The organism is Novosphingobium sp. KN65.2 (genome assembly GCF_001368935.1).
In the GTDB taxonomy this organism is placed as follows: Bacteria; Pseudomonadota; Alphaproteobacteria; order Sphingomonadales; family Sphingomonadaceae; genus Novosphingobium; species Novosphingobium mathurense.
The window spans coordinates 1-15,552 of sequence record NZ_CCBH010000201.1 but is presented as its reverse complement, the minus strand read 5'-3'; the positions used below and the strand labels follow the sequence as shown (position 1 = coordinate 15,552).

Sequence of the window (15,552 nt, the reverse complement as noted above, 5' to 3'; positions counted from 1 at the left end):
AAAAGTTTCATGAAACCCCGGTCAGGCCAAAATCACCAAGCCTCCACAAGACCCTCACACTACATGGGGCCTCGCCCAACAGACGCAAGGTACACACCCGGGGCCGGCACGCAGCAGCGGACTTCGCCTTCGCCCAGCCAGTGCCCCTCCCCGCTGCCGGATCGGGCAGACCCCGCTCGCGTAGAGCCTTGGTTAACACCCACATGCTATCACGCTCGGCAATGCCGAAGTCATCGCGCAACCGGATAGACACACGAATGCCCCGTATCGCCGTTATCGTTCCCGCCTATGGCGTGGCCCACCTTGTCGGCGAGGCTCTCGATTCCCTGCTCGCGCAGGATTACGCGGACTGGGAATGCATGGTCATCGACGATGGCGCACCCGACGATGTGGCAGGAGCCGTCGCTCCCTACTTGCACGACCCCCGCATCCGATTCCTCCAATCCGCCAACAAGGGCGTATCGGCTGCCCGCAACGCCGCCATCGCAGCGAGTTGCGCGCCGCTGATCGCTTTGCTGGACGGGGACGACCGGTTCCGCCCCACCTATCTGTCGACAATGGTCAGTCTGTTCGAGGCCGAGCCGGAAGTTCGCCTGGCCACCTGCAATGCCCTGATCTTCGGCGCCGTCGCCCGCGAACGTTTGTGCTTCAATGCCGGACAGGGAAGCGGCGATGGCCTGCACGGCACGCTTGCCGACGTGTTGGACCGCAGCTTCGGTGTCTATATCGGCTCGACCTTTCGCCGAGCGGACTTCGACGCCATTGGCGGCTTCGACACGACAATGGCCCAATCCGAGGACTTCGATCTCTGGGTCCGCCTGATGCAACTGGGCGGTCCGGCCCGCTATGTCGATGCAGTGCTCGGCGAGTACCGGGTACGCAGCAATTCGGCCTCGGCCCACGCGGGCCGCATGCTGATGGGCAACCTCAAGGTCTATGAAAAGGCCCGCGCCGCCCTGCCCGTCGACGCGCCCGAACAGGCATTGCTCGCTCGCCTCGCATCAGACAGCGCGCAGGCGCTGGCCTTCGAGCATGCCATCGACCGCGTCGTGGACGGCGATACCTCCCGTGGCCTGGCCGAACTCAAGGCCGTGCGCTCACGCGTCAAAGGACCGGTGTGGAACCTGTCTTTCGCTCTCTGGAACATCCTGCCTTCGCTCGCGCGCCCGATGCTATCGTGGCGCCGCAATGCGCATCGCCGCGGCAACCAGTCGACGGGAACGCTGGGAACCTTGCTGCAGAAGGCCAGTGGCCAGTGACGAGCGCCGTGGAAGCCGATACCTACGCCGGACCAACCCTGCGCCAGAAAGTGCGCAGTGCAGTGATCTGGCGGTCAGGAACGCAGATCCTGGGCCAGGTGATCTCCTGGCTGGCGACATTCCTGGTCATCCGCATCCTGTCGCCTGGCGACTACGGCCTCTACGCGATGACGTCGGTCGTGCTGGGGCTGCTGGCGCTGCTCAATGGCTACGGCCTGGCCAACGCCTATATCCAGAAGAGCGAGACGAGCGCGCAGATGCTGCGCCAGCTCTTCGGCATGCTGATCGTCCTGAACGGCGTGCTCGCCACGATCCAGATTCTCACTGCGCCGCTGGTCGCTGCGTATTACGAGCAACCGGTCGTCGCCGACATGTTGCGGGTACAGGCGCTGATCTATCTAACGAATCCCTTCCTTGCGCTGGGTTACGCGATCCTTTCGCGCGAAATGGACTTTCGCCGACAGGCACAGGTCAATATCGCCTCGGCGCTGATCGGTGCCTTTGCAGCACTCGGCGGCGCGCTGGCGGGCATGGGCGCCTGGACTCTCGTCCTCGCTCCGATTGCACTGTTCTCGAGCCGCGCGATCGGCATGGCGCTGGTGGCGCGCGCCTTCACCTGGCCAAGCTTCAACTTCAACGGGGTTTGGGACATTGCCCGCTATGGCGGGATGATGACCGTTTCCAGCCTGTTCTGGTTCGTGCAGACCCAGGCCGACGTCGTCATCGCCGGCCGTGCGTTCCCGGTGCATGAACTGGGAATCTATACGACGTCGCTGTTCCTCGCACAGATCTTCGTCACCAAGGTGGTGCCGCCACTGAACGAAGTGGCCTTTTCCGCCTATGCGCGGGTCAAGGACGACAGGGACGCGCTCGCGTCCGGCTTTGTCGCTTCGACCCGGCTCATCATGCTTCTCGCCCTGCCCATGTGTCTTGGCCTCGCCGCCACGGCACAGCCGCTGATCCATGTCATGCTGGGGGACAAGTGGCTTGAGGCCACCCCGGTCGTAAGGCTTCTGGCGCTGGCCATGCCATTCATGACCCTGCACGTCCTGCTTGCTCCGGCGACCAATGCCGTCGGCAAACCCGGCCTGGCAACGCGCACGACGGCGCTGGGTGCCGTGCTGATGCCCGCAGCCTTTCTCGTCGGCGCGCAATTCGGCAGTACCGGCATCGCCGCAGCCTGGCTGATCGCTTACCCGCTGCTGGCGACCTTCGCCCTCGCCTGGTCATTGCCTGCCATCGGCACAACGACCGGCGCTTTCGCCCGGGCCTTGTACGCTCCGGTACTGGCGGCATTGACCATGGCCCTTGGCGTCACCCTGCTCGACCAAGCCATCGGCACCCTTGCGCCGGTCGTTCGCCTTGTCGCGCTGATAGCGACGGGCGCGGCAATTTACGGAGCGCTTCTGTTCGTCTTTGCCCGCCGGAGCCTGTTCGAGCTGGCCAGCTTCGTCCTGCGCCGCTGAAGGGCTGCGCTCAGGCGCGCAATGCCGCGATCGCCCGATGCGTGGCGTCGGTATAGGCGTCCCGGTGATAACGGTAGGTGCCGACGAAATGGATGAAGCTCACGCCTGCGGGCGGCGCTTCATTCCAGAAGTTCATGTAGCGCGCATAGGGAAGCAGGACCGGCTCGTCCTCCGCCGTGATGATGACGTTCGACATGACCTGTTCGCTGCCCCATTGTCGCCAACGATCGCGGCCCAGCAATGCCGAAGCCTCGCGCGAGAAGGCATCGGCTACGCCGCGATCAAAGCCGCCGGGTGCAAAACCTGCAAACCCGGCGCAGCCACGGGCATAACGGCGCGGATGCGGCAGACCCGCATCGATCCTCTCCAGCGTCGCTTCGGCCAGAAGCTGAATATGGACATCGCGCCCCAGCTGCTCGGGATCGGCGGCATAGCACCCAACCGGTTGAAGCTCGCAATCGACGCCGCCGCGAAGGGTGAAGTTTCGCCCCTGCTCTATGGCTTCGAGCACTTCATCGACCGGTCCGGTTGTGACCGTGTCGGAATCGAGCTGGATCACGTAGGCATCGCGGCGCAGCGCCAGCAGCGTCAGCAGACGCTCCCAACAGCCCCCACTCGGGCAATCGCCCGTTTCGACAGAGGCAATCGCGAGAATCTCAGGCTTGCCGAGATGCCGGTCGAGCACGGCCTTGTCCGCATGCGTCAGCGTGCCATCGTCGAGGATCACGAAGCGTCCGCGCTGCAGTTGCGCATGGAGCGACTTGGCTGCCACCAGATAGGGCAGGAGAACTCTCGTGCCGATCATGGAAAAGACGATGACGCCATCTTCGCGAGGCTGGACCGGCGGTGTCGCCAGAACCGCCTTCGCCGCCCGGTTGTGGCGCAACTCGCGCAGCTTGCGCAGCCCTCTGTCCATAAACTTCGACATCACTGCGCGGCGGTATCATGCGAGCGTTAAGCAATCGCCAATCGTTCAGGGGGCCAAGTCGTCCCAATTCCTTTGTTTGCGGCCGGCTTGGTGGTAAAGTCCCGTAGCCACAAATAAGAAAAACCGACTGCCCGGGAGCAGGAAATGACAGGCACGGCGTTCGCTTTGGCGGCGGCCCTGATCGCGCATTCGGCGATAGCTGCCACGCCAGCACAATCGATCCCTGACGACAGCGATGCCGCCGGCGAAATCCTCGAGGCCCAGCCTGACGCCGACGACCGTATGACCATCGGGGTCGCGATCCACGGCGAGGGGCCCTACCAGTTCCTCATCGATACCGGCTCGCAGAACACGGTGCTGTCGACCGCGCTCGCCAGATCGCTCGGTCTGAGGACCGGTCCGAGCACCAAGGTGATAAGCCTGGCCGGGGTGGACGAGGCGGAAACGGCACGGATCGATTCCATCGATGTCGGGCAACGCACCTTCTACGACCTCACCGTGCCCCTGCTGCAGGACCGGCATATCGGCGCGGACGGCATTCTGGGCACCGACAGCTTGCAGCACCAGCGCGTCGTCCTCGATTTCGACCGCAACACCATACAGATCGGCGACCCCCACGATTTCGACCGCAACGGCAGCTATGAAATCACGGTTCGCGCCCGCAAGCGCTCCGGCCAACTGATCGTGACGCAGGCCATGATCGACGGCATCCGCACTTCGGTTGTCATCGATACCGGCTCCAGCAGCACGATCGGCAATCGCGCGCTGGAACGGGCCATGCGCGAACACAAGAAAGGCACCGGGATGCTGACGTCGGTTACCGGGCAGACGCTTCCCATCAATTTCGGCCTCGCGCAAAAGCTCAAGCTGGATTCGCTGGAAGTCACCAATGTGCTTATCGCCTTCGCCGATGCCCCGGCGTTCAAGGCTCTCGACCTTGAAAGGCGCCCCGCGATCTTCCTCGGCATGCGCGAATTGCGGGCATTCCGGCGCGTGGCGATCGACTTCACGACGCGAAAGATCCTGTTCGATCTGCCCGGTTGAGATTGTGTAACCGCCAAGGTTCCCTAAATAGCGGCGATGCCACCCGATACAGCCGTGAACAATCCCAACGCCCGCCATGACGGCTGGCGCACGCTTCTGAGGTTCCTTCCTTACCTCTGGCCCGCCGACAACAAGGCCCTGCGCTGGCGGATCGTGTTCGCCTGTATCTTCATCCTCGCGTCCATCGGGACGCAGCTTACCCTGCCCTACCTGCTCAAGTGGGCCGTCGATGCGATGGGCGCGACCGGTCCGAAGCTGGTGCAGCTGGCGATGCTCACGGTGCTGGGCTACTCGGCCGGGCGCTTTGCGCAGACCGGCTTCGACAACTTGCGCAACATCGTCTTCGAGCGGGTCGGTCAGGATGCGACGCGCTCACTGGCGGAGAACGTCTTCGGCCAGCTCCATCGCCTGAGCCTGCGCTTCCACCTCGGGCGGCGTACCGGAGAGATCACCAAGACCATCGAGCGCGGCACCAAGAGCATCGACACGATGCTCTACTTCATGCTGTTCAACATCGCCCCCACGGTGATCCAGCTCGCGGTCGTCGCGGTCATCTTCTACATCAACTTCGGATGGGGCCTCGTCGCCGCCACGGCCGTCGCGATCGCCGCCTATATCTGGGTAACGCGCACGATCACCGAATGGCGCACCAAACTGCGCGAGCAGATGAACCGGCTCGACGGACAGGCCCTGGCCCGCGCCGTCGACTCGCTGCTCAACTACGAGACGGTAAAGTACTTCTCGGCAGAACACCGCGAGGAAGAGCGCTATGCCCAGGCAACGCGCGCCTATGCGGCTGCCGCGGTCAAGAGCGAGAACTCGCTTGGCATGCTCAACATCGCTCAGGCGGTGATCGTCAACCTGCTCATGGCATGCGCCCTCGCCTATACCGTCTGGGGCTGGTACCGCGGCCAGTACACCGCCGGTCAGCTCGTCTTCGTGCAGACCTATCTGACGCAGCTGTTCCGTCCGCTCGACATGCTGGGCATGGTCTATCGCACGATCCGGCAGGGCCTGATCGACATGGCCGAGATGTTCCGCCTGCTCGACGAGCCCCAGGAAGTTTCGGACAGGCCCGGCGCGCCGGCACTTGTCATCCGGCGCCCCTCGGTGGTCTTCGACAATGTCGTGTTCGGTTACGAGAAGGATCGCCAGATCCTCCACGGCCTCTCCTTCGAAGTTCCGGCAGGCCGCAACTATGCCATCGTCGGCCCATCGGGCGCGGGCAAGTCGACGCTCGCCCGCCTGCTTTTCCGCTTCTACGATCCGCAGGGCGGGCGCATCCTGATCGACGGACAGGACATCAAGGACGTCACTCAGGCATCGCTGCGCGCCGCAATCGGGATCGTCCCGCAGGACTCGGTGCTGTTCAACGACACCATCGGCTACAATATCGGTTATGGCCGCGACGATGCGACCCAGGCGGATATCGAGGAAGCCGCCCGCGGCGCCGCGCTCATGGGCCTGATCGATCGCCTGCCGCAAGGTTTCGCAACCGAGGTAGGCGAACGCGGCCTCAAGCTCTCTGGGGGCGAGAAGCAGAGGGTCGCCATCGCCCGCACGCTCGTCAAGAATCCGCCGATACTGCTTCTCGACGAAGCGACCAGCGCGCTCGACACCCGAACCGAGCAGGACATCCTGGCCACCCTCCACCGGGTCGCGGAACACCGCACCTCGCTCTCCATCGCGCACCGCCTCTCGACCATCGCCGATGCCGATTCCATCCTCGTCCTGCAGGAAGGCAGACTGGCCGAAAGCGGCACTCACGGGCAGCTCTTGCGTGCGGGCGGGCTCTATGCCGAGATGTGGGCACGCCAGGCCTCCGAGACCGACGAGCTGGGCGAAGCCGCCGAATAAGGCTCGGGCCGGGACCGCGATCCGCCCTCGAGGCGGCCTGCGCCCGACCGCCTCCGAGCCGCGACGGGTTGCATTCGCACTCGCAACACGGCAAAAGCCGCGCCACTCGCTTGGACCCGGTGCAATTCCGGGTGGCTATCCCGGCCGCCGATCCGCCGGGCAACATCATACATGTTCACTGGCACGCCCGCGTGCTTCGCGGGTCGCGGACATGTGCATGATGCGGACTTTGCATGACTGATACCCTTTCCCGATTTCGCCAGGACTGGCTCGGCAACATCCGGGCCGACGTGCTTGCCGGCCTCGTCGTCGGACTCGCGCTCATTCCCGAAGCTATCGGCTTCTCGATCATCGCCGGGGTCGATCCGGCTGTAGGCCTCTGGGCCTCGGTGGCGATCGCCATCGTGATCTCGTTCACCGGCGGGCGTCCGGGCATGATCTCGGCCGCGACTGCGGCAGTCGCGGTCCTCGTGGGGCCGCTGGTTCGCGAACATGGCGTGGAATATCTCTTCGCGGCGACGATCCTCATGGGCGTGTTCCAGATCATTGCCGGCCTGCTGCGGCTCAACCTGGTGATGCAGTTCGTCTCGCGCTCGGTCATCACCGGTTTCGTGAACTCGCTCGCCATCCTGATCTTCATGGCGCAGCTGCCGCAGCTGATGAACGTGACCTGGCACACTTATGCGATGGTCATTGCCGGGCTCGCGATGATCTACACGCTGCCGCGCCTGACCAAGGCCGTTCCTTCACCGCTGATCTCGATCCTGGTCCTCTCGGCGATCTCGATTTCGATGGGCCTGCCAGTTCACACCGTGGGCGACATGGGCGAACTGCCTTCCGGCCTGCCCTCGTTCGGCCTGCCGCAAGTGCCGCTCACGCTGGAAACTCTCCAGATCGTAGCGCCTACCGCGCTCGCCATGGCGGCCGTCGGCCTGCTCGAATCGCTGCTGACCGCGCAGATCGTCGACGACATGACCGACACCGATTCGTACAAGCGCTATGAATGCCGCGGCCAGGGCATCGCCAACATCGTCTCTGCCCTGTTCGGCGGCATGGGCGGCTGCGCGATGATCGGCCAGTCGGTGATCAACGTAACCTCCGGCGGCCGCGGCCGCCTGTCGACTTTCGTCGCCGGCTTCTTCCTGTTCATCCTGCTGGCGGTGCTCGGACCGTGGGTTGGCCGGGTGCCGATGCCCGCCCTCGTCGCGGTAATGATCATGGTCTCGATCGGCACGTTCTCGTGGAACTCGATCCCGAACCTTCGCCGCCACCCGTGGCAAAGCTCGGTGGTCATGCTCACGACCGTCGTGACCGTCGTCTCCACCCACGACCTCTCGAAGGGCGTGATCGCCGGCGTGCTGCTGTCCGGCATCTTCTTTGCGCAGAAGGTCCAGCGCCTGTTCCGCGTCGAACGGACCCAGGAAGGCGACACCGCCACTTACCGCGTCTCGGGCGAGATCTTCTTCGCCTCGGTGCATCGCTTCGTCGAGCAGATGCAGGCCGGCCAGGAAACCGCGCCCAACGTGGTCATCGACATGACCCACGCCCACCTGTGGGACATCTCCTCGGTCGGCGCGCTCGACAAGATCGTCGGCAAGCTGGACCAGGGCGGCGCCAGCGTGAAGGTGATCGGATACAACGAGGCGAGCAAGGACATCGTCGACAAGTTCGGCCTGCACGACAAGACCGGCTTCGAACTCGGCACCGTCCCGCACTGACAAAACGAAAGGGCCCCCGCCGCACCGTGCGACAGGGGCCCTCTCCGACCTTTACGAACCTTTATTTGACGACGTCGGCCTCGTGCCAGACCACCGCCTGCGCCGCCTTCATGCAGTTCTCGGCCGTATCCCACGAAATCATGGGCGAACCGTAAAGGCGCCATCCCTGCGCCAGCGCCTCGGACACGCGCTCGCAAAAGGCACGGTCGTCCTTGCCGGTAAGCAGGCGATAGATCGGGCGGTCTTCGGGCGTCTGGTACATGGTTTGGCCTCTCCTCAGAGAATGTACTTGGACAGGTCCGCGTTGCCCGCAAGACCTTCCAGCTTGTCGCGCACGTAAGCCCGGTCGATGGTCACCGTTTCACCGGTACGGTCCTCGGCTTCGAAGCTCAGTTCCTCGAGCAGCTTTTCCATCACTGTCTGCAGGCGGCGGGCACCGATGTTCTCGACACTTTCGTTCACCTGCGCGGCGATCTTCGCCACTTCCTGAACCGCATCGGCCGTCACGTGGACCTTGACGTCTTCGGTGCCGAGCAAGGCGCTGTACTGTTCAACGAGATTGGCGCGCGTTTCCGAAAGAATACGCACGAAATCTTCCTCCGTCAGCGCCTTCAGTTCGACGCGAATCGGCAGGCGGCCCTGCAGTTCGGGCAGCATGTCGCTCGGCTTGGCGACATGAAAGGCGCCCGAGGCGATGAACAGGACATGGTCGGTCTTCATCGGACCGTACTTGGTGGCAACGGTCGTGCCCTCGATCAGCGGCAGCAGGTCGCGCTGCACGCCCTCGCGCGAGACGGAGCCGCCGCGCACGTCGGACACGGCGATCTTGTCGATCTCGTCGATGAAGACGATGCCGTTGGTCTCCGCATTGGCCAGCGCCGTGCGGGCCACGTCGTCCTGGTCCATGCGCTTTTCGGATTCTTCGTCGACCAGCTTGTCCCAGGCTTCGGGCACCTTCATCCGCCGACGCTTGAGCTGGTTCTGGCCGAATGCCTTGCCCATGATGTCGGACAGGTTGATCATCCCGACCGAGCCGCCCATGCCCGGAATCTCCATCGGGGCGGAGGGGCTGTCCTCGACCTCGATCTCGACTTCGGTTTCATTCATCGCGTTCTCGGTGATGCGCTGGTGGAATGCGGCGCGGGTCGCTTCTGATGCCCCCTCGCCCACAAGTGCATTGAGCAGGCGATCCATCGCGGCCTTCGATGCCGCCTCGCGAACGGATTCCCGGCGACGGTCCTTCTCCAGGCGGATCGCTTCCTCGACGAGGTCGCGCGCGATCTGCTCGACGTCACGGCCGACATAACCGACTTCGGTGAACTTGGTCGCCTCGACCTTAACGAACGGCGCCTCCGCCAGCTTGGCGAGGCGACGGCTGATCTCGGTCTTGCCGCAGCCGGTGGGGCCGATCATCAGGATGTTCTTGGGCGTCACCTCGTCGCGCAGGTCGACGGGAAGGCGCTGGCGACGCCAGCGGTTGCGCAGGGCAACGGCGACGGCCTTCTTCGCTTCCTTCTGACCGATGATGTGTTCATCGAGGGCGCGAACGATGGCCTTGGGAGTGAGGTTGTCTTTCATGCTTCCCCGGAATCTCAGATGGTCTCGACCGTCACGCGGTCATTTGTGAAGACGCAGATTTCGGCCGCGACCTGCATCGCGCGGCGGGCCATGGCCTCGGCGTCATCTTCGTAAGGATCGAGCGCGCGGGCTGCGGCCAGCGCATAGTTGCCGCCCGATCCGATCGCGGTGATTCCGCCCTCGGGCTCAAGCACATCGCCGTTGCCGGTCAGCACCAGCATGGTGTCCGCATCGGCCACGATCATCAACGCTTCGAGGTTGCGCAGGTACTTGTCGGTGCGCCAGTCCTTGGCCAGTTCCACCGCCGCGCGCATGAGCTGGCCGCGATATTGCTCCAGCTTGCGCTCCAGGCGTTCGAACAGGGTGAAGGCATCGGCCGTCGCACCCGCGAAGCCGGCAATGACCTTCCCGCCTTCACCGATCCGGCGCACCTTGCGCGCGTTCGGCTTCATCACGGTATTGCCCATGGAAACCTGGCCGTCGCCGGCAATGACGGTCTTGCCGCCCTTCTTGACGCCGACGATCGTCGTACCGTGCCACTGGATCAGGCCGTGGCTCGCCCCATTGCTATCCATGCCGGGGATATATGCCCCGAGCCGCAAGGTTCAAGCGGCTGGGACCGAGCTGTCCGCAAACGCAAAAAAGAAATGCGCTCAGCTGCCGTTCGGACCGGGTCCGCTCGGGCCGCCCTGGCCGCCCATGCCGCCGGCACCCACGGCGCCGATGTTGCCGAACAGGTCTTCGAGCAGACCGCGATGGCGGCCCAGCGTCGGGGTCTTGTCGCCATTCGGGCTGATGCGGGCGACCTGCTCCATGCCGCGGCGATCGACCGCGACAACATTGCCCTTGGGATCGAAGCGGACACGCAGAACCGTCTGCTCGCTGGTGCGCGGACGACCGAAGGGCGGCGTCTTCACAAACTGCGAAACGTAGAACCAGTCCTTTTCGCCGAACTGGCTGACGAAAGTCGGGCGACCGAGCGTCTTTTCCACCGACAGTCGATTGTCGACGCCCGGCTGGACCGAATCGACCAGTGTCTGGTCGACGATGTAGCCGCGATGATCCCGGATCGAAGTGCATCCGCCCGCCAGTGCAGCCAGGGCCATCACCAGGCCTGCCGCTGCGATCTTGGGACCAAAACTGCGCATTTTCACACTCCAATCGTCCGGTTCGTCCATGCCAGGCATTGCCAGCAGGCGCCCCGCCCATATATCGGCCGGATTAACGGCATCGAGCCTTAAGGCCCTCCATCGCCTCGTGCAATGGGCGTTGGGGCAGCTGCGTTGAATTGCCGATGAACGAAAGGCCAGTTACCCACGTGTTCCTCCTCTCACGCATTCTCGGCAAGGGCTCCGACAGCCGCAAGGCAGTCCGCCCCCTTTGGCATCGCACGGTGGAGATCGCGCGCGAGAAGGAATGGTACGCACAGTGCCGCGTTGCCGACACCGTTCCCGGTCGCTTCGATGCGGTAACGCTGGTGACCTCGCTGGTCATGCTGCGCATGGAACGGGACAAGACCCTGATCGAACCTTCGGTGCGGCTGACCGAACTTTTCGTCGACGACATGGACGGCCAGCTGCGCCAGTCCGGAGTCGGCGATCTTGTCGTGGGCAAGCGCATGGGCAAGCTGATGAGCGTGTTCGGCGGTCGCCTGGGCGCGCTTCGCGAAGCCTTCGCCGCCGGCGACGATACGCAGGTCAAGGCCGCGCTCGTCCCCGTGCTGGAGCGCAACGTGACGCTGATCGAAGGCGCGGATACCGAAGCGCTGGCCACCCGCCTGCAGGCCCTCGCCGCGCAGCTCGACGCCATTTCCGACGAGGACCTCATGGCCGCAAGGATTGCGCGATGACGCACAACGAATTCTCCCGCGAGATCGACATTCGCCAGGCAGAAGGCAAGGCTGTCCACGTGGAGGCCAACGAGGCCGAGCGCGCCGCGCTGGCGAAGCGCTTCGGGCTGGTGCGGATTTCGAATCTCGAAGCCGATCTCATGCTCAACCGCTCGGGCGAACGCGATGCCGAAGCGCGGGGCACGCTCAGGGCCAGCTTCGTCCAGTCCTGTGCCGTTTCGGCCGAGGACATCCCTGTCGAGGCCGAGGAACCGCTGTTCTTCCGATTCGTCCCGCAGGCCACGGACTACAATCCCGACGAGGAAATCGAGCTCGACGCCGACGACTGCGATGAGATCGAGTATTCCGGAACGCACATCGACCTTGGCGAAGCCGTGGCGCAAAGCCTCGCCCTCGCCATCGATCCGTTTCTGACCGGCCCCCAAGCAGACGCCGCCCGCAAGGCCGCCGGCATCGGCTCACCCGAGGATCAGGGGCCCTTCGCGGCACTCAAGGGCCTCGACCTGAAAAACTGACGGGCAAAGCAAGGCGCGCCGGGAAAACGCTCAGTCTTTTACCAACCTGATGGCCTGGCGAAGCACGGCATCGACGACTTCGGTCCCTTCCGGCTCCCCGATCTCGTGGTCCCGCTGGAGCATCCTGTTGCTGCGCAGTAGCGTGAAGCCGTAAAGCAGGGACCAATACGCGGCCACGCGGAACCCCAGCGCCTCGTCGGGAATCTGCTCACCGACCGAACTGACCGCAGCACGCAGGATTGCAAAGCCCTCGCTTTGGGCTTTCGCAATCGCCGGCTCAAGAAATGGACGGGTCAGTTCGCTCTCGTACATCAGCGAGAAGATGCGCGGATTTTCTTCCGCGAAGGCAATGAAATGCCGGCTCAAGTCCATCAACCCATCTTCCGGCAATGCCGAGGTTTCCCCACGATGCGTCCCCAGCAACCTGTCGTAGCCGGTCAGCGCAACAGCAATCAGCAGAGAGCGGCGGTCGGGAAAATGATGATAGGGCGCGCCCGGCGATACACCGACCACCTGGGCCAGCTTTCGGACCGACAAGTCCTCGTGCCCGTGGTGCTCGACATAATCGGCTGCCGCCTCAACCAGTTGAGTCCGCAAGTCGTCCCGATGATAGCTTCTGTTCGGATCCGCCACCCTGTCCCCCGTCATGATTTCGCACTCCTTGAAGCCTGATGAGGCGCTTGACAAGTGACCCGGCGCCAATCTAATCGGCGCTCAATCAATCAGCGATTAGATTGATCACCGCGTTTCAGCAAAGCGGGATGCTCGTAGGAGAGAAGTCACCGCGCAGGCTTACCGCCGCGCAAATTTCCACATGAAATTCGGGTTCTCAAAAGATCGTGCCGCCTCGAGCGGTAGCGAGCGCTGGAGCTCATCGTCGGCTCGCAAGAGCGAACGCGGTTCATGGTGTGATCACCAACCGTCGACACCCTATTCGGGAGGAATAAAAACTTGAAGAAACTGCAGTTTGTTTGCGCCATCCTCGCCGGGACCGTCCTGTCCGGAAATCCGGTCTTCGCGCAGGATGCCGACACGGCGCAAGACGCCCCCCAGTCCGAGGAAACGACCGGCAACGACATCGTCGTTACGGCACAGCGTCAGTCCCAGCGCCTGCTCGACGTCCCCCTCAGCGTCCAGGCCCTGAGCGGCGACACCCTGCGTGACCGCGGCATTACCGACCAGCGTCAGCTCGGCCTCATCGCGCCCAGCCTCCAGGTCCAGCGCGACAACAACTACTCGATCCGCGGCATCGGCACGCAGTCCTTCGCCAGCACGATCGAATCGAGCGTTGCGACCGCGGTCGATGGCGTCACTCTGGGCAGCAGCATGCTGAACGGAAACCCGTTCCTCGACGTGGCACGCGTGGAAGTCCTGAACGGCCCGCAAGGCCTGCTGTTCGGCAAGAACGCATCGGCCGGCCTCGTCAACATCACGACCGAGCGTCCGGAGATCGGACACTACGGCGCCAATTTCAATGCACAGGCCACGTCGAACGCACTGCCCGGCAACAACGCGGACGGCGTCCAGGTCGACTCCACGGTCAACGTGCCCGTCACCGACAATTCTGCCCTGCGCGTCAGCGGCATCTACAAGTACCAGCAGCCGATCACGCATTACAATCGCGAGAATGCGACCGGCCGTCAGGACAACAACTTCCGCCAGTACGGCCTGCGCGGCAAGTACCTGCTGGAAGCTACCGACCAGCTGACCGTCTACGCCATCGGCGAATACTACGAGACGCACGGCATCGGCACGATCTTCGACGTCACCTATCGGCAGCTCGCCGATGGCAGCATCAATACGGGCCCGGTTGCGGGCGATGGCGTAACGCCGGGCGATCGCAACTTCTATGCGGGAAGCGACGGCGCGCAGTATCGCGACCTCAAGACCGGTGGCGCACAGCTCAACCTCGATTATGAACTCGACAGCGGCTGGACCCTGTCGAACATCTTCGCCTGGAAGTTCTACTCGCTCAACCAGCAGATCGACGCTGACTCGACCGGCCAGAACGGTGCGAACATCAACAGCACCAGCTCGCGCTTCGACCAGTTCAGCGAAGAACTGCGCCTTGCCCTTCCGTCGACGGGTCCGCTCACCGGCCAGGTCGGCCTCTACTACTATCACTCGAAGCTCGATCAGGTCAGCCAGATCGCCGGGAACAATTACTTCACGGATCCGCTTCTGGGCAACGCGTTCTGCGTGGGGGCCAACGCTCCGTCGACCTGTGCGCCGACCAACGACTACTTCCTGGGCACCGACAAGGACTATACCAGCAAGAACGAAAGCTACGCTGCGTTCGGTCAGCTGACCTATGCCTTCAACGACATGTTCAACGTCTTTGCCGGCGGCCGCTTCACGCATGACAAGGTCTCGATCGACCTCGTCCAGAACACCGGCGCATACTTCCTGACGCTCGGCGTTCCCAACGGGACGTTCAAGCAGAGCTTCAGCAACGACGAGTTCAGCTGGAAGTTCGGCGGCCAGTTCAAGCCTTCGAACGACGTGATGTTCTATGCCTCCTACGGCCGTGGCTACAAGGGCCCGGGCATGAACGACACCGGCGCATCCCTCGATGCCAACCTCGCCATCTACCCCGAAACCACCAAGAATTTCGAGGCGGGTGTCAAGTCGAGCCTGCTGGGCCGCATGGTCACGATCAACGCCTCGGTGTTCCACACCATCTTCGACAACTTCCAGATCCAGTCGTTCGATACAGATCTGCGGACCTTCGTGATCGGCAATGCTGCCAAGGTGAAGAGCAAGGGCGCCGAAGCTTCGGTCACCGTCCGTCCGGCCCATGGCCTGACGCTGTCGGCGACCGGTGCCTATGCCGATACCAAGTTTGACACCTACTCGGCTGCACAGTGCTACCCGGGCCAGGGATGCGGGACTGCGGGTACTTTCGACGCTTCGGGATACCGCCTTGCATATGCCCCCAAGTTCACCGGGACGATCGGCGCCGCTTACGAGCTGCCGCTGAACGACAACGGCCTGAGCCTGCTGCTGAATGCCGACCTCTACCATCGCTCGAAGGTCGAGACGGTCATCAATCATGCGCCGGATTCGCAGATCGGTGCGATCGACGTCCTGAACGGCAGCATCGGCCTTCGCGGCGACGCCTGGAACCTGTCGGTGTTCTGCAAGAACTGCACGAACAAGGTCTACCCGCTCGCCATCCAGATCGAATCGGGTGACAGCAGCGCCCAGCCGAGCCCCATGCTGAGCTACACGCAGCGCTGGGGCCTGGACTCGACCAGGACGATCGGCCTGCGTTTCGGCTACAACTTCTGAGTTGAATGACTATGGGCGGGGCCTCCTCTCCCACGCCCCCCCTTTTT

The 15,552-nt window shown here is 63.6% G+C and carries 14 protein-coding genes and 1 other annotated feature; of the genes, 8 read left to right on the top strand and 6 right to left on the bottom strand.

All coding sequences use genetic code 11. The annotated features are described in order from the left end of the window. Positions 1-257: 257 nt before the first annotated feature. Both SPHV1_RS21470 and SPHV1_RS21465 read left to right on the top strand, forming a co-directional pair. Positions 258-1,259, top strand: coding sequence for a glycosyltransferase family A protein (locus SPHV1_RS21470; RefSeq protein WP_054948038.1), 1,002 nt, complete (start codon positions 258-260; stop codon positions 1,257-1,259). After that, positions 1,256-2,725: a lipopolysaccharide biosynthesis protein gene (locus tag SPHV1_RS21465; RefSeq protein ID WP_054948037.1), complete on the top strand. Its 1,470-nt coding sequence runs from the start codon at positions 1,256-1,258 to the stop codon at positions 2,723-2,725. Before SPHV1_RS21470 ends, SPHV1_RS21465 begins: the two co-directional genes overlap by 4 nt. A gap of 10 nt (positions 2,726-2,735) precedes the next feature. Here the strand turns inward: SPHV1_RS21465 and SPHV1_RS21460 are convergent, their stop codons facing one another. After that, positions 2,736-3,653 (bottom strand): hypothetical protein, encoded by a 918-nt coding sequence (locus SPHV1_RS21460; protein WP_054948036.1) that lies wholly within the window; start codon positions 3,651-3,653, stop codon positions 2,736-2,738. Between the two features lie 144 nt (positions 3,654-3,797). Between SPHV1_RS21460 and SPHV1_RS21455 the strand changes: the two genes are divergently transcribed. The 3 genes from SPHV1_RS21455 to SPHV1_RS21445 all read left to right on the top strand — a co-directional run bounded on the left by SPHV1_RS21455 (position 3,798) and on the right by SPHV1_RS21445 (position 8,272). After that, positions 3,798-4,697: an aspartyl protease family protein gene (locus SPHV1_RS21455; protein WP_054948035.1), complete on the top strand. Its 900-nt coding sequence runs from the start codon at positions 3,798-3,800 to the stop codon at positions 4,695-4,697. Positions 4,698-4,733: 36 nt separating this feature from the next. After that, positions 4,734-6,554: an ABC transporter ATP-binding protein/permease gene (locus SPHV1_RS21450; RefSeq protein WP_054948034.1), complete on the top strand. Its 1,821-nt coding sequence runs from the start codon at positions 4,734-4,736 to the stop codon at positions 6,552-6,554. A 109-nt stretch (positions 6,555-6,663) separates the two neighbouring features. Next, positions 6,664-6,719 (top strand) — a sequence feature (sul1 is cis-regulatory element that is thought to sense ions involved in sulfur or methionine metabolism; They are found in Alphaproteobacteria). A 68-nt stretch (positions 6,720-6,787) separates the two neighbouring features. After that, the gene (locus SPHV1_RS21445; protein ID WP_054948033.1) at positions 6,788-8,272 is read left to right on the top strand and encodes a SulP family inorganic anion transporter; all 1,485 of its coding nucleotides are present in this window, start codon (positions 6,788-6,790) and stop codon (positions 8,270-8,272) included. Positions 8,273-8,333: 61 nt separating this feature from the next. Here the strand turns inward: SPHV1_RS21445 and SPHV1_RS21440 are convergent, their stop codons facing one another. From SPHV1_RS21440 to SPHV1_RS21425, 4 genes are all read right to left on the bottom strand, one after another. Beyond that, positions 8,334-8,534, bottom strand: coding sequence for a DUF1737 domain-containing protein (locus SPHV1_RS21440; RefSeq protein WP_054948032.1), 201 nt, complete (start codon positions 8,532-8,534; stop codon positions 8,334-8,336). A 14-nt stretch (positions 8,535-8,548) separates the two neighbouring features. Further along, positions 8,549-9,850, bottom strand: coding sequence for an ATP-dependent protease ATPase subunit HslU (hslU, locus tag SPHV1_RS21435; protein ID WP_054948031.1), 1,302 nt, complete (start codon positions 9,848-9,850; stop codon positions 8,549-8,551). Between the two features lie 14 nt (positions 9,851-9,864). After that, positions 9,865-10,425, bottom strand: a complete 561-nt coding sequence (gene hslV, locus SPHV1_RS21430) for an ATP-dependent protease subunit HslV (protein WP_007013712.1) — start codon at positions 10,423-10,425, stop codon at positions 9,865-9,867. Positions 10,426-10,503: 78 nt separating this feature from the next. Next, positions 10,504-10,998 (bottom strand): outer membrane protein assembly factor BamE, encoded by a 495-nt coding sequence (locus SPHV1_RS21425; protein ID WP_054948041.1) that lies wholly within the window; start codon positions 10,996-10,998, stop codon positions 10,504-10,506. A gap of 146 nt (positions 10,999-11,144) precedes the next feature. On the opposite strand from SPHV1_RS21425, the gene SPHV1_RS21420 reads away from it, so the two are divergent. Next, entirely contained in the window at positions 11,145-11,699 is a 555-nt protein-coding gene (locus SPHV1_RS21420; protein ID WP_054948030.1) for a ubiquinol-cytochrome C chaperone family protein, read from the top strand. Continuing rightward, positions 11,696-12,214: a DUF177 domain-containing protein gene (locus SPHV1_RS21415; protein ID WP_054948029.1), complete on the top strand. Its 519-nt coding sequence runs from the start codon at positions 11,696-11,698 to the stop codon at positions 12,212-12,214. Before SPHV1_RS21420 ends, SPHV1_RS21415 begins: the two co-directional genes overlap by 4 nt. 30 nt (positions 12,215-12,244) lie before the next feature. On the opposite strand, the gene SPHV1_RS21410 is transcribed toward SPHV1_RS21415, so the two are convergent. Next, positions 12,245-12,847: a TetR/AcrR family transcriptional regulator gene (locus SPHV1_RS21410; RefSeq protein WP_197277769.1), complete on the bottom strand. Its 603-nt coding sequence runs from the start codon at positions 12,845-12,847 to the stop codon at positions 12,245-12,247. Positions 12,848-13,165: 318 nt separating this feature from the next. Here SPHV1_RS21410 and SPHV1_RS21405 point away from each other — a divergent pair, with 318 nt between their 5' ends. Further along, positions 13,166-15,505: a TonB-dependent receptor gene (locus SPHV1_RS21405; RefSeq protein WP_231634809.1), complete on the top strand. Its 2,340-nt coding sequence runs from the start codon at positions 13,166-13,168 to the stop codon at positions 15,503-15,505. Positions 15,506-15,552: the final 47 nt, after the last annotated feature.